The following is a 14,289-nucleotide window of genomic DNA, read 5'->3' on the forward strand; positions in this document are numbered from 1 at the left end:
TTAGGGATTGAGGAATTTTAACGCATTTCGACGCGCGATCGCCATAATTGTACCTTGAGGATTAACCCCAGGTGCGGTACAAAGTAAACTGGCATCAGCAATATATAAATTATTGAATCCATGCACTTTACCAAAGGAATTAACCGCACATTTTTGTAAATTTTCTCCCATGGGACAGGAGGAAAAAATATGAACTGTCATTAAATTAGTTTGTTTTATAGGAAGTTTTTCGGGTATTTTATCTAAATCTTTGGGATGAGTCAAGGGGAAACTATTAGAAATACTAGGATAAAGAATTTTAGCATCCGCTTCAAATAATAATAGGGCTAATTTCTGTAATGCTTCTGATAAATTTTTTAAGTCTTGAGATGTTAATTTATAACGAACTAAAGGATCACGACAAAAGGGAATATTTCTCACTGTACCATAACCTTCCCCTGTAATCATAGCATAATAAATTGCCATTTTTTGCCATTTTTTTTGTACTTCTTCTGTATAGTTAGGATGGTCAGTCATTCCCACGGATAAATAGGGAGGAGAACTAATGGAACACCCAAAACTAAATTTAGGAGAGAATTCCTTAACTTGATGGACAGGAACTCCCATATCTAAGGTGTTAATATCTTGATCAAATTGAGCAATTATTTTAACTGTTGGGTGCATTCTTAAAGCATTACCAATATTATTTTTAATTCCACTGCGTCTTAATAAGGCTGGAGTTTGAATTGCACCACAACAAACAAATACTGTTTCTGCTTGAATTTTGATCAGTTGTTTGGGAGAGTTATTAACTTGATGATAACCTGTTAAAATCCAGTTTTTATCGCTTTGATGAATCTTTTTTATCCAGGTATTTGCTAATAGTTTACATCCTGCTGTTAAAGCTCTAGGAATAAAAGTTTCTGTCATTGATTGTCGAGTCCCTTTAGGAACATGATTTTGATCCGATGATTCTTGATAACGAAACCAGCGAGGCACTTCTAAAGATTGCCAATTTAAACGGGTTGCACCTTCGTGTAATTTCAAGGAAGCACTGGGAGCTTTTCCTGGTAAATAACAGACATTAACCGCTTGTTCGCAGGCTTCAAAATGGGGAATTAAATCGGCTTCTGTTAAAGATTCTACTTCAAATTCTTGACTCCATTGTGCTAAAATATCAGAGGATGTACGATGATATAAACCGCTATTAATTTCACTTCCTCCCCCCACACATCGACCTTCCACATATTGAATTTTGGGCTGTCCAAAAGCGGCAGTTAATCCGCCATTGCGATATTTTTGGATCATTTCTTCAACAGAAAAAGGTTCACAGGATTCTAGGGATAAATAGGCTCCTTCTTCAATTAATAAAACATCCCGTCCAGCTTCCGCCAATAAACAGGCGGTAATCGCTCCCCCTGGGCCAGAACCAATCACAGCAATTTCAACTTTTAAAGGAGATTCAGATGGGGAAATTAGGTTAGATTCAGACATAATAATTATTAGATATAATTCAAGGATTTTATATAATTAGATTGCCAATATAATACCACTAGACTTTCATAAAATCGCATCAAGTCTCGGCAAATTTGAAAAGGGGAATTTTTCCAGGCTTGAATTAGCTGTTGACGCACAGATGGGGATTGAGAATGAAAGAAAGAACCTGTACGCAGGAGTCCCCAAATATCAAAAATTAATGTTAAAATCAATAAAGGTAATCTCAGATAATCCGGCATTCGATTCTGTTGTTCAATCACAAAATTAACGGCTGAATTATTAGGGAAATACTGGATAATTGGAGAATCTTTAAACCGATAATCAATCAAAGAATAACACAGGGCGGAGACTGTAGTTGTAAAAAATCGTTTAATCATTGTTAACCTATAGAAAAATCAACCCTAAAAGTTTAAAATAGAAAATAGATTCAATTCCTAAGATAAATTTTAAAATTTTATGCAACAGTATAGTGAAATTATCCTAATCGGTGGTGGTTTGATTGGCTTGTCCCTCGCGGTTGAATTAAAATTGCGGGGAGCGACGGTCACGGTTTTGAGTCGGGATGTCCAAGAGGCGGCGGGTTTAGTTGGCGCGGGAATGTTAGCCCCCCAAGCCGAACAACTGCCCCCTGGCCCGATGCTAGAATTGTGTTTACGCAGTCGTGCCCTCTACAATGACTGGACGCGCAAACTGGAGGAAATCACGGGGTTAGATACGGGATATTGGCCTTGTGGTATTTTATCTCCGGTTTATGAACGTCCCCCCTGTACCCGTTTAGAGGCCACTCAAGACACCCCCAGCTATTGGTTAGAGTCCGAAGCCATTTTACAGCAACAACCGGGCTTAGGGGCTGATGTGGTCGGGGGTTGGTGGTTTCCCCAGGATGGTCAAGTCGATAACCGTCGGGGGTTAATTAAAATATTGCAAAGGGCGGCTCAGGAATTAGGAGTTAAAATAGTTGAGGGAGTTACGGTAGAAAAATTGGTAAATTCTCCTAATAAAATTATCACAGAAATTCAGACAAATCAAGGTAATTTTGGAGCGGATCATTATATTTTAACGGCGGGTGCTTGGTCGGGACAATTGTTATCAATTCCCGTCTATCCCCGAAAGGGACAAATGTTATCAGTGCGGGTTCCCAACCCTATTCAAACGTTACCTTTAAAACAGGTTTTGTTCGGTTCAGATATTTATATTGTGCCGCGTCGAGATGGTTTAATTGTGATTGGAGCGACATCGGAAAAAGTCGGTTTTAACTCCGGTTTAACCCCGAATGGAATTGAAGCGTTACTCTCAGGAGCAATTCGATTATATCCAGGTTTAAAAGAGTTTGAAATTCAAGAATTTTGGTGGGGATTTCGACCGGAAACCCCCGATTCAATGCCCATCTTAGGTCAGAGTTCTTGGACAAACTTAACCCTAGCAACGGGTCATTATCGGAATGGGATTTTATTAGCTCCGGTTACGGCTCAATTAATTTCTAATTGGGTCTTAAATCAACAGGATGACCCGTTATTAAATTACTTTAGAGGCGATCGCTTTCAAGTATTATGAAATGGGTATATGATAATTTAGATATACAAACCGATCTAGGATTTATTCTCCAGTGGATGTTTGTCACCTTGGTGGGTTTTTTAGTTAGTTTAATTTGGATAGAAATTGGAGAAAGACCCGATTTAGGAGCCTTAGAAGGAGCCATTGGCGGATTAATTATTAGTTTGGCTCAATGGTTTGTTTTAAAACAGTATATTACCCAAAGTTGGCGCTGGATTTTTATTCATGTTTTCCTGTGGAGCATTATCGCCTTCACTCCTCTGGGACTATTGGGTTGGGTCACTCCGCGCACTTTGAGTCTAACCCCGAGAATAATTTATGGGCTAATTGAAGGGGTGAAATTAGGATTGTGTTTAAGTTTAGGACAATGGTTGGTCTTACGCACCGAAGTCTTTCACGCCTGGCGATGGATGATAGCTACCACACTCGCTTGGGGAATTGCATTACCTATTGGTTGGATGTTTGGAGCAATGATCCGTCAGGGAACTAGCTTTTTTCTGGGAGATGTTTTAGGTTTGTTCCTAGTTTGGACAATTGTAGCTGGGTTGGGCGGAATAGCACTGACTCGATTATTATGGTATCCGCTTAAGCCGAGTGATTGGTAGGGCGGGTTAGGTGTTGATCCTGATCAACCACGGTTGTATCCTCGTTGGGATGGGGAAAAAGCGGTTTTGGAGGAGATTGACACTGATGTTCCGATTGATCTAAGTCTGTTCCTGCGGCTAAAACCAATTCCGTCGCATCAGGTAGAATATTACAGAGAATTTTAGGGCCAGAGATAGCCAAGCGAATCACCTGTCCATCAACTAAACGAATTTGTTTAACCGCTTGTCCATCGATATAGGTTCCATTGGTTCCCAGATTCACAACCAGCCAATTTTGACCGACATGACAAATTTCGACATGATGACGGGAAACAACTGCACTATACAGGACAACATCATTTTTCAGCGATCGCCCAATCCGAATTACCTTGTCCTGGTCAAATAGCCAACTGCGGACAGGAATCGATTGGAGAGGATGTAATAAGGTTAATCTAATCACATTGGCACAATCTAACCATTAACAGCTATGCCTAAAACCCATTTTATCCCAGGGAACACCGCAATACCCTTAGATAAGCTATTAATAGTTGACAAAACCCTCTATTCCATGACTAAAAGCTTTTAGAACTGATCAACTAATCAGGTTTAGAGGGCGATTGACATCAGCATTTAATCGTTTTAATTCTTGGAAACCTGAAAAATAAACGAAACCAAATCCCCTTTCCCTAAAGAAATGCGATCGCCGGGTTTTAACCGATGACGATTCCCCTTGGGCAGAGCCGTATTATTAATATAAGTGCCATTAGAACTGCCCACATCTTCAATATAATACGCATCTCCTTCCAGGCGAATATCCGCATGGCTACGAGACACAATTTCCGAATTGGGAAATCCTGAAACATCCACATCGGGGGGGACTAAATCATTCGGTTTTCCTAAATGAATCACTGATACATTTTGGGGTAATTCCACATCCGTACTGGTTTGGACATGAATTAACTTAGCCGTCTGTTGCTGTAACTGGGTAGCAGAACTTTGGGAACCCAGATTCATTGGGATCGGAGGCGGTTCAGGAATGACCACCGGAACTTCTGGGGGAGTCGTTTCCATCGCCACCGGAGGGGGAGATTTCTCTAAATTCAACCCCGAACTCACCGCCACTTCCGGTGTGGGTTCATTCGGAGGCGAAACCACCGTCGGAATTACGGCCTGCATTTCCTCCTCATTAGTGACCGTAGCGGGTTGTAAATTCGACCCACACTGACCACAGAAAGCCGCATCCGTTTGTATTGTCGCCCCACAATGGGGACAACTGGTGGTGGAGGGCAAGGGGGTATAACACGCTTCGCATTGCGTCGCCCCTTCGGGATTTTGATGACTACAATTCGGACAAACAATCATAGGAGTTATATCAACAAATTTGAGTAAAATTAGGGTTTTAGATGCTTAATTGGGGCCAATTTTAAGCGAGTTTCGCTCCCGCTTCGGAATCTAATAACCACCATAGTTCCCCTAGGGGTTGAATTAGGCGGCTAGGATAGGTCATGGCATCCCCTTGGGCTGCGAACACCTGGGCTAAGGGTTCTTGCTTATTTGACCCCGTGACCATAAATAGGACACAACGGGCATGATTAATCAAGGGAACTGTAAAGGTGATTCGGGGTTGACCGTCCTTATTGCCCACGGTAATTAAGCGATCCTCAACGGTTAAGGCTGCGGTATGGGGAAATAAAGATGCGGTATGAGCATCATCTCCCATCCCTAATAAAACCACATCAAAAGCGGGGAACTCTCCGGCATTGAGGGCAAAAAATTGTACTAACTCCCTATTGTATTGTTCTGCATCGGCAATGGGATTATTAGCTAAGGTTGGCATCGGATGAATATTGGTGGCGGGTAAATTTACCCGATCCAGCCAAGCCTGCGCTGCCATTTTTTGGTTACTATCGGGGTGATCTGGGGCTACATAGCGTTCATCTCCCCAAAAAACATGAATTTTATCCCAGGGTAAAAGTTGTCGCGCCAGGGCTTCATATAGGGGTTTGGGGGTACTCCCTCCGGCCAAGGCGATCGTAAATTGATCCCGAGTTTCCAGTGCTTCTGCGATTTTAGCCAGAAGGATTTCTAAAGCTCGATCAATGAGTTCCTCTCGATTTGCTAAAATTTCTATATTTTTTTCCATGGGGATTACCTCGCACCGATGAAGTTAGGGATCAAATTAACAGGCTAGAATAATCATAGGGGGTTTTGTCTGTTAGCGGTTGAGGGATAAAACCCAACAGTTATAGCTCCGTGAACATTCAATTCAGCAATAGGCTGTTTGTCAGTTATGTCAATTCATCACCGAATTCCTGAATCTATTCGTGCCGTGGGGGAAGAATTGCGGTTTCTCCTCCAACCTCGGATTTGGGGTTCTGTCGGTGTTCTGGCGGTGGTGGGGATTTTCTTTTGGCAGTTTTCTGAAAACCCCGAATGGTTTAGCTTAGACCCAGATTCCACCCTGAATCCCGGGAATTCTGGCAGTCAACTCACCCCGGAACAACAATCCATTGCCGCGGATATTGATAACTCTAAAGTCCTACTCGAAGCATTGGGGGGTAATAATTCCCTAGCCGGGCCGCTGAATACGAATATTGAGGTGAATAATAGTTTACTCAAACCGGCTCAGGATCAGGCTAAAAAAACTGAATCGACTCCTGGGTCTAATCCTTTATTAGACAGTTTCCTCAACCTCTTGCCCTCAAAAACTCCAGCCTCTTTAGAGGGAAATTCCCCAAAACCTTCTAATCTGGGGAATCGGGCGGCGGAAAATTCCCCCATAGAAACCAATTCAGGTTCTAACTTAGGTGTAAAAGGGTTAGGTTCTCCCTCCACAGCGACCGAAAATCCCGAAACGCCACAAACTTCCCTACAACAAGCCATGCAGAACTATCTGCAAACCCAGGAAACCCAAAACACGGACGGGAATTCGCCCTCGGATACCACGGATGGGACAAATAACTCGGTCATATCTGGAACAAATTCTACTGATACACCTCCGAATAGTCTGGTGAATCCGAATTCGGCCGTAAATCCCATCTCCCCAACAACCGTGGGTGTCACACCGTTTACCGGAAGTCCTACGGTTGTAGGAGGGGCAACCCAACCCAGTTGGAGCGTTCCCAGAAGCAATCCCAATCCAGCTATTGGTATAGTTCCCCTGGCTCCGAATCCCTATCAAACTAATGTCACCCTGCCTCCTGTGCTTCCCACCGTGCCAACGGTTACACCTGGAACGCCCCCAATGGGTGGATATTCTAACTTTAATTCTTTGCCGTTAAATAATACCCCGCCCTCCTATTCCGTTACGCCTAACACGGGGATTAACAGCACTGTTCAACCGGTTCAACCCAATAACTATATGACTCCTAGTAATCTGAATCCTAATATCCAACAGGGTCAAATTGGTCAGCCCCAACCTAATTTTTCCGTTCCTAACCAGGCTCCAGGTCGTTATATTGGTGGGGGGGAAATTAATACTTTTGCTAATCCTTAATCGGGTTTTAGCCTAATTGCATTAATATCCAATGGGTTAACCTAAAAAACGACTTAAATCAAATTCTCCTTCGGGTACGGAGGAGCGATCGCGTTCCGCCATTAAGATTAATAATAATCGATCGGAATAATCCACAGTCCCGCGACATTCATCTTGTAGAACTTCCAACCCGCCATTGGCATATTCTTCAAAAATTAAGGCTCTTTCTTCTTCCGCTTCTAGGTCAAACGGAGATAAAAGTTTGATATTTTCGGTTTCGGCGATCGCTACTAATTTAATAATTCCATCATACCCCCGAGAAATAAAAACTTCCAGGGAAATGGGCCCGGGATCTCGCTTAGAAAGTCCATCAACGGTCATCCGTTTTTGCCGTCGTTTTCCTAATAAGGCAGCAAAGGCAATGACGTCGGCGTAGGTTTGAAACGGCCCGGTTTTGCCTTCTATTTCGGTGAGCGATCGCACTAATTCCGCCTTATCTTTAGCAATTCTAATTCGACTAACAGCCATAATTAATCAGCATAAAAATTAAGTGCATTCAGTCCAAAGTAATTTGATTTTATGTTCAAATCCGCCTTTTTCTGCCCGTTTATGATCCCGTTCTAATAAAATCCGTTCATCTTCAATGCCATAGGTTTCCATTAATGCCGCTATCACTTCCAATAAATCCGCTAATTCACGGACTAATTCCCCCGGTGAGGCTTGAGCTACTTCCTGGGCTTCTTCGATTAGTTTATCCCGTAAGGCTTGACGATATTCGATTTCTGATAACGTTGTAATATTATACTGAAATCCTGATTTTTGAATCAGTTCTGGGATGCGATCGCGGACTAATTTGTTATATTCTTGATGCAAGGTATAATTCTCCTATAAAATAATTGCACCTAATTTTTATTTTGTGCTATTTTTTATAGTTTAACAAGAGTTGCAAGCTAAGTAAACAATGAGCAAATCTTTATATCAATATTTATCCCCTATTCTTTATAGCGTGGTGGTGATTTTGTTGGGATGTCTGTTCAACGCCGATCCCACCCTTGCCTTAACTGCCCCAAAAGTTGATTCTGTTTATGAATACCGCACCCTCCACAGTCCCGACGGGATTGGGAAATTTTATCTAGGCAGAGAAATTGCTCAGGTGATGGGCCATGAAGGAGCCGGATGGTTAGAACGTCCGAGTCGAGAAACCTCCGAACAACCGGAACAAGCGATCGCTGCTTTAAATTTAAAACCCACTGATATTGTCGCCGATATTGGGGCGGGAACGGGATATTTTAGCTTTAGAATTAGCTCCTTTGTTCCCCAGGGAAAAGTCTTAGCTGTGGATGTACAACCGGAAATGTTAGCACTGATGAATTTTGTGAAAACCCAGGAAAATATTCAAAATGTTCAACCAATTTTAGGAACCGAAGATCACCCGAATTTACCAGAATCTACCATTGATTTAGCCCTAATGGTTGACGCTTATCATGAATTTGAATATCCCCAAGAAATGATGCAAGGAATTGTCCAAGCCTTAAAGCCTGGGGGACGGGTGGTATTATTAGAATATCGCCAAGAAAATCCATTGATTTTTATTAAAGGACTCCACAAAATGTCAGAAAAACAAGTCAAAAAAGAAATGGCAGCCGTGGGTTTAAACTGGAAAGAAACCCAAGATTTTTTACCCCAACAACATTTTTTAGTCTTTGAAAAACCTTGACTATTAACCTGCTTTAGAGAAAAATTTCTATCGAAAGGGAACTTAATAATGGTAGGATAGCTGTATCAGTGCGTTTTTACGACTATGTTAAATTAAGAATTGATATCAATATGACTGTTAGAGTTCGTCTTGCTCCAAGTCCCACCGGAAATTTACATATAGGAACTGCTAGAACTGCCGTTTTTAACTGGTTATTTGCCCGCAACCAAGGAGGCACTTTCGTCCTGCGGGTCGAAGATACCGACTTAGAACGCTCTCGCCCCGAATATACGGAAAATATTCTCACCGGGTTAACTTGGTTAGGCCTAACTTGGGATGAAGGGCCATTTTATCAATCCGAGCGGTTAGAATTATATCGGCAAGCGATCGAAACCCTGCTGGAGAAAGGCTTAGTCTATCGTTGCTATTGCACCCCAGAGGAACTAGACGCCATGCGAGAAGGGCAGAAGGCGAGAAATGAAGCCCCCCGCTATGATAACCGCCATCGTCATCTGACACCCGAACAGCAAGCCGCCTTTGAATCCGAGGGTCGTCAGGCGGTGATTCGCTTCAGAATAGACGATGAGCGAGAAATTAGTTGGAATGATTTAGTGCGGGGAAAAGTTACTTGGAAGGGCAGTGATTTAGGCGGTGATATGGTCATTGCCCGGGCTTCTGGTAGTGGCGAAATTGGGCAACCTCTATATAATTTTGTGGTGGTTGTTGATGATATTGATATGAATATTACCCAAGTGATTCGAGGGGAAGATCATATTTCTAATACTCCTAAACAAATTCTGTTATATGAAGCTTTAAATGCCAATATTCCCCAATTTGGTCATACTCCTTTAATTCTGAATGCGGAGGGTCGCAAATTATCCAAACGGGATGGTGTGACCTCGATTTCTGATTTTAGAACTATGGGATATACCCCCGAAGCTCTTGCTAATTATATGACCCTATTGGGTTGGACTCCTCCCGATGCTACGGAAGAATTATTTACCTTGGAAACCGCAGCTAAACACTTTAGTTTTGATCGAGTTAATAAAGCCGGGGCAAAGTTTGACTGGGATAAATTAAATTGGATTAATAGCCAATATCTTCATAAAATGCCGATCCCAGAATTAACTCAGTTATTAATCCCCTATTGGCAAGAAGCGGGTTATCAATTTGACTCTAATACCGATCAATCTTGGTTAGAACAGCTTACGGCATTAATTGGCCCTAGTTTAACAACTCTTAAAGATGCGGTGGAAATGAGCCGATTATTTTTTATGGAAAGCGTTGAGTTAGACGAAGAAGCAAGAACTCAATTGCAACAGGAAAATGCGATCGCCATTGTGCAGGCAATTCAGGATAAAATAACCCAACAACGAGATCAACCCTTAACATCCGATGCTGCTAAAGCAATAATTAATAGTGCGATGAAAGAAACAAACGTCAAAAAAGGGTTAGTAATGCGATCGCTTAGAGCAGCTTTGATGGGGACAATGCACGGCCCAGATTTAATTGAATCTTGGGTATTGTTCCATCAAAAAGGGATTGATTTAATTCGTTTTCAAACTGTTTTACAGGGTTAATATTTAACGAGGCAGATATTATGGCAAATTCTCCCAGATCTCGCAAATCATCCGATGCAAAAGGCAATTCTTCCCAATCTAAAAAACCTAAGCCTACAGTTGATCCAATTCCTACCTCAGAATCTGAGGAAGAAACGGAAGTTGATACTTCCCTATCCTCGTCTTCAGAACCTCCTATAGTTATGGAAGAACCCGTAGCTGAGGAACCCATGGTTGAGGAACCTGCTGTTGTTGTGGAAGAACCTGTTGCTGAAGAACCGATGATTGAGGAACCTGCTGTTGTTGTGGAAGAACCTGTTGCTGAGGAACCGCCTATTGTTGTGGAAGAACCTGTTGCTGAGGAACCGATGATTGAGGAACCTGCTGTTGTTGTGGAAGAACCTGTTGCTGAGGAACCGCCTATTGTTGTGGAAGAACCTGTTGCTGAGGAACCCATGGTTGAGGAACCTGCTGTTGTTGTGGAAGCACCCGTAGCTGAGGAACCGATCGTTGAGGAACCGCCTGTTGTTGTGGAAGAACCCGTAGCTGAGGAACCTGTTGTTGTGGAAGAACCTGTTGCTGAGGAACCGCCTATTGTTGTGGAACCAACCGTAGCAGAAGAACCTCCTATGGTAGAGGAAGAACCGGAAGCGATCGCCCAAGAACCCACACCCGAACCCTTGGTTGAAGATCAACCGAAATGGGTGAATACTTCAGCAACGGAAATTTTATTCAATGCTGAACCGATCAGTGCCAGTAAAGTTGAAGTGGTGATTGATTCTCCAACGACTTTCTCCTATGATTCTGTTAACCAATCTGTACAACCTATGAAAGAAGAAATTCTCGCATTTTTATCTGAACTCCCCGAAAATTTAGGAAGTTTCTTTAAAGATTACAAACGTCCTTTAACCACGGTCGGTTTAATCGTTGCCTTCTTAATTACCTTCAAAATTTTAGTAGGATTAGTAGAAATTATCAATGAAATTCCTCTAATCAAACCTACCTTTGAAACCGTTGGTTTAGGATACTCAGCTTGGTTTATTTATCGTTATCTTCTCAAAGCAGATAATCGCAAAGAACTCAGTGCAGATTTTAATACCCTCAAAGAAGAAATCCTGGGTAAAAAATCATAAACTAAACAGTTGTAACAATGACTAATGCCACTCTCAAAAACTTAGCATTGGGCGTTGTGATGGTGACGGTTGGGTTATTGCTGCCTCGTTCAGTGGAAGCTCAACCGTTTAACGGCGCATCCACCCCCATGTTTGAAAATATCAGCCTCAGTCCTCAATTCAGACCTAACCCTCTGTTGATTCGGGGATTAAGTGGAGGGCCAACTTTGGCTAAGGATATCGCTGGACGCCAAGAAACCCAAACCGGAACTTGTCAGGGTTATGTGGATCAACAACCGGATCATACGGTAATTTTAACCAGTTTTTTTGATTATTTAAAACTGCAAGTCCAAAGTAGCGAAGATACGGTTTTAGTGATTCGAGGGCCGGGGGGAAGTTGGTGTAGTGATGATGCTAAAGACATGAATCCTAGTATTGAAGGTCAATGGTTATCGGGAAAATATGAAATTTGGGTAGGGTCTTATAAACCCAATGCTTATCACCCCTATCTGATTTCAATTACGGATAAACCATAATAGGATTTTCATTATTACTCACTATGATGTTGTTCACGAACCCAACGTCTAAAATCTTTTAAGGTGGCAGTTTCTCCGTCCCGCAAACCTTGACGAATATATTGGGGAATAATTTCTAAAGGCAGCCAGGGAAAATGTAAACTTTGAGTTGATTTTTGATAGGATTGAGTGGTTTTATCTAAAACAAAAACCTCTAATTTCTGACCCGTATAACGCCATAGTTCAGGAATTTCAAAAGCAGCATAAATCGCTTGTTTATCTAAGGAACTGCTAGTTATATCAATTTCCAATACTAAATCAGGAGGTGGGTCTGATTCCAAATCAATATTCTGTTTATGTCTAACTAAGGGTTCATTATTCAAATAATAACAAGAATCCGGTTCTGCACCTTTTAATAATTCTTCTCGTTTTAAGGTTAAAGAACCCATTTTTTTTAAATTTAGGTTTAATTCATCTGCTATAGCCCGAATTAAATCATCAATAAACCGATTATTATTTTCATGTTCTCCTAATGGAGTCATAATTTCTAATACTCCCTGATCATAATATAAACGAATCAGGCGATTATTTCCTAAATCGTTTAATAAATTAATAAATGTTTGCCAACTGACTTGATTTAAAACCGTGCGTTGTTCAGGTATGGTTAAAGTCGCTGTAGTCATAGTAGGTTTACCTCGATCAATTTAGTATAACCTCAAATCAATTATGGGGCAAGGGCAGAAATTGTAAGGGGAGTGAGCATCTGTGTCATCAACACCATTTTGAGCGCGGGTCTGCTAAGGATGATGGATAGAATTTAGCCTCCATTCAATTAAACACTGGACTGTTTTACTGCCTGAATTGCCTTTCTGCGAACTTCTAAAATTTGACCAATCTCACGAGCAAAACTCGGTTGCCGTTCAATCATTTGATTAACAACAATCGAAGAAAAGATCATCACTTCGAGATCTTCAATAGCAGTTACAGAAACTGTACTAGGTTCACCAGAAAAAAGAGCCATTTCCCCAAAAAATTCTCCTGCTTTCAGTGACAATACTTCGCATTCAGTTCCCCACGCATCCGGGGTTGTTAAAAGGGCTTTTCCTGAAATAATAATATAGAGATCGTTACCTGGATAGCCTTGCTGAATTACTTTTTCTCCTGTACCAAAGTGATGAAGCATAACCCCTTGAGACAGGTTATCTAGGTTAGTTTGTTCTTTTTTGAGAGGCACAAATACCGGAATTGATTGTAGGGTTTCAGCAAATTTTTTGGAAGGATCTTCTAATCGAGAATTCGAGCCACGAGTATGATATAAAGTGCGAATTGGAAAGGGAATTTTTAAATTATTGCGTTGGGCTGCATACCAAATTCGAGTCATAAACCGATCCCGAATTTTCTCCAATTCGCTATAGTTTTCAATAAAAAATTTTACCTCATAAGTTACACTAGAATCATCATAAGAAAGGGTAAAAATCTCCGGTTCGGGTTCGCTTAAAATTCCCTGAGTTGAAAGGGCTGTGCTTTTTAAAACTTGTTTGGCTAAATTCGGTGGATCATTATAGGAAAACCCAATTTGAATCCGTTCTCCATGAAGCCGTAAGGGTTGGCTAAAATTATGAATGGTTTCTCCACCAATCACTTTATGGGGAATTACAATCATTTCCCGATCAAAGGTTTGTAGGCGCACTGCACGCCAATTAATATCAATAACTTGTCCGACCGTATCTCCTACTTTTAACCAATCTCCAACGGTAAATGGACGCTCAAATAGCAGTGCAATTCCTGACATAATACTGCCCAATGTATCTTGAAGTGCTAAAGCAATGACGATGGAACTAACCCCCAATGCCGTTGCTAAACCTGCCAGATCTGCATTCCAAACACTTGACAATGCGATCGCCGTTCCTACCAAAATCAAAAATAGTCGAGAAAGATCAATCAGAAGTTTAGGAAATCTAGCTCGCCAAGTATCAGCTTCTGCTTGTTCAAATAAGATAACATTCAGTAGAGAAAGTGCAGCATGAATCACGAAAATCCACAACAAAGTTTGCACTGTTCTGATTAAATTGCTATTATGATCAAGTTTGAGAACATACTGCATAAACAGCAAGAACACAAGGACAGGTAAAACCAAATTTCGCACCACCTGTAAGGTTGTTGCTAGAGGTTTACCCCGTTTTTTTAATCGATGGATAATTTCCCCCAGAACGATAATCAAAAAAGGAAATCCAACCGCAAGGGTGATTGACCAAATAAATAAATTACTTTGAATAATTGTAGGGTTCATTGTATAGCAGGGAACAGGGAACAGGGAA

16 protein-coding genes are annotated in these 14,289 nt (G+C 41.5%); 7 read left to right on the top strand and 9 right to left on the bottom strand.

All coding sequences use genetic code 11. The annotated features are described in order from the left end of the window. Together PL9631_RS09110 and PL9631_RS09115 are read right to left on the bottom strand one after the other, a co-directional pair. A complete protein-coding gene (locus tag PL9631_RS09110; protein ID WP_083619206.1) occupies nucleotides 1-1,473 on the bottom strand; it encodes a GMC family oxidoreductase in 1,473 nt (490 codons plus the stop codon). A gap of 8 nt (nucleotides 1,474-1,481) precedes the next feature. Further along, nucleotides 1,482-1,853: a hypothetical protein gene (locus PL9631_RS09115; RefSeq protein WP_083619209.1), complete on the bottom strand. Its 372-nt coding sequence runs from the start codon at nucleotides 1,851-1,853 to the stop codon at nucleotides 1,482-1,484. 79 nt (nucleotides 1,854-1,932) lie between these two features. Between PL9631_RS09115 and thiO the strand changes: the two genes are divergently transcribed. Both thiO and PL9631_RS09125 read left to right on the top strand, forming a co-directional pair. After that, the gene (gene thiO / locus PL9631_RS09120; RefSeq protein WP_083619213.1) at nucleotides 1,933-3,030 is read left to right on the top strand and encodes a glycine oxidase ThiO; all 1,098 of its coding nucleotides are present in this window, start codon (nucleotides 1,933-1,935) and stop codon (nucleotides 3,028-3,030) included. Beyond that, nucleotides 3,027-3,635, top strand: a complete 609-nt coding sequence (locus PL9631_RS09125; protein WP_083619216.1) for a hypothetical protein — start codon at nucleotides 3,027-3,029, stop codon at nucleotides 3,633-3,635. Before thiO ends, PL9631_RS09125 begins: the two co-directional genes overlap by 4 nt. On the opposite strand, the gene PL9631_RS09130 is transcribed toward PL9631_RS09125, so the two are convergent. The 3 genes from PL9631_RS09130 to pgl form a co-directional block, all read right to left on the bottom strand. Further along, nucleotides 3,616-4,074, bottom strand: coding sequence for an FHA domain-containing protein (locus PL9631_RS09130; RefSeq protein WP_083619219.1), 459 nt, complete (start codon nucleotides 4,072-4,074; stop codon nucleotides 3,616-3,618). The genes PL9631_RS09125 and PL9631_RS09130 overlap by 20 nt on opposite strands. Nucleotides 4,075-4,253: 179 nt before the next feature. Continuing rightward, nucleotides 4,254-4,976 (bottom strand): FHA domain-containing protein, encoded by a 723-nt coding sequence (locus PL9631_RS09135; protein ID WP_083619222.1) that lies wholly within the window; start codon nucleotides 4,974-4,976, stop codon nucleotides 4,254-4,256. Nucleotides 4,977-5,037: 61 nt separating this feature from the next. Continuing rightward, entirely contained in the window at nucleotides 5,038-5,757 is a 720-nt protein-coding gene (gene pgl / locus PL9631_RS09140) for a 6-phosphogluconolactonase (protein WP_083619225.1), read from the bottom strand. Between the two features lie 147 nt (nucleotides 5,758-5,904). On the opposite strand from pgl, the gene PL9631_RS09145 reads away from it, so the two are divergent. Then, nucleotides 5,905-7,110: a hypothetical protein gene (locus tag PL9631_RS09145; protein ID WP_083619229.1), complete on the top strand. Its 1,206-nt coding sequence runs from the start codon at nucleotides 5,905-5,907 to the stop codon at nucleotides 7,108-7,110. A 36-nt stretch (nucleotides 7,111-7,146) separates the two neighbouring features. On the opposite strand, the gene PL9631_RS09150 is transcribed toward PL9631_RS09145, so the two are convergent. After that, the gene (locus PL9631_RS09150; RefSeq protein WP_083619232.1) at nucleotides 7,147-7,617 is read right to left on the bottom strand and encodes a DNA phosphorothioation-associated protein 4; all 471 of its coding nucleotides are present in this window, start codon (nucleotides 7,615-7,617) and stop codon (nucleotides 7,147-7,149) included. An 18-nt stretch (nucleotides 7,618-7,635) separates the two neighbouring features. Next, complete coding sequence (locus PL9631_RS09155; protein ID WP_083619235.1) at nucleotides 7,636-7,962, bottom strand: nucleoside triphosphate pyrophosphohydrolase; 327 nt, start codon at nucleotides 7,960-7,962, stop codon at nucleotides 7,636-7,638. Nucleotides 7,963-8,050: 88 nt separating this feature from the next. Here PL9631_RS09155 and PL9631_RS09160 point away from each other — a divergent pair, with 88 nt between their 5' ends. From PL9631_RS09160 to PL9631_RS09175, 4 genes are all read left to right on the top strand, one after another. Then, nucleotides 8,051-8,806, top strand: a complete 756-nt coding sequence (locus PL9631_RS09160) for a class I SAM-dependent methyltransferase (protein WP_083619238.1) — start codon at nucleotides 8,051-8,053, stop codon at nucleotides 8,804-8,806. A 110-nt stretch (nucleotides 8,807-8,916) separates the two neighbouring features. Further along, nucleotides 8,917-10,365, top strand: coding sequence for a glutamate--tRNA ligase (gltX, locus tag PL9631_RS09165; protein ID WP_083619240.1), 1,449 nt, complete (start codon nucleotides 8,917-8,919; stop codon nucleotides 10,363-10,365). Nucleotides 10,366-10,385: 20 nt separating this feature from the next. Further along, complete coding sequence (locus tag PL9631_RS26065) at nucleotides 10,386-11,477, top strand: CAAD domain-containing protein (protein ID WP_197046304.1); 1,092 nt, start codon at nucleotides 10,386-10,388, stop codon at nucleotides 11,475-11,477. A 17-nt stretch (nucleotides 11,478-11,494) separates the two neighbouring features. After that, nucleotides 11,495-11,992: a hypothetical protein gene (locus tag PL9631_RS09175; RefSeq protein WP_083619243.1), complete on the top strand. Its 498-nt coding sequence runs from the start codon at nucleotides 11,495-11,497 to the stop codon at nucleotides 11,990-11,992. A 14-nt stretch (nucleotides 11,993-12,006) separates the two neighbouring features. Here the strand turns inward: PL9631_RS09175 and PL9631_RS09180 are convergent, their stop codons facing one another. Beyond that, nucleotides 12,007-12,654: a Uma2 family endonuclease gene (locus PL9631_RS09180; protein WP_083619246.1), complete on the bottom strand. Its 648-nt coding sequence runs from the start codon at nucleotides 12,652-12,654 to the stop codon at nucleotides 12,007-12,009. A 149-nt stretch (nucleotides 12,655-12,803) separates the two neighbouring features. Further along, nucleotides 12,804-14,261 (bottom strand): mechanosensitive ion channel family protein, encoded by a 1,458-nt coding sequence (locus PL9631_RS09185; protein ID WP_083619249.1) that lies wholly within the window; start codon nucleotides 14,259-14,261, stop codon nucleotides 12,804-12,806. Nucleotides 14,262-14,289 lie beyond the last annotated feature (28 nt).

It is taken from the genome of Planktothrix paucivesiculata PCC 9631 (assembly GCF_900009265.2).
Taxonomy (GTDB): domain Bacteria; phylum Cyanobacteriota; class Cyanobacteriia; order Cyanobacteriales; family Microcoleaceae; genus Planktothrix; species Planktothrix paucivesiculata.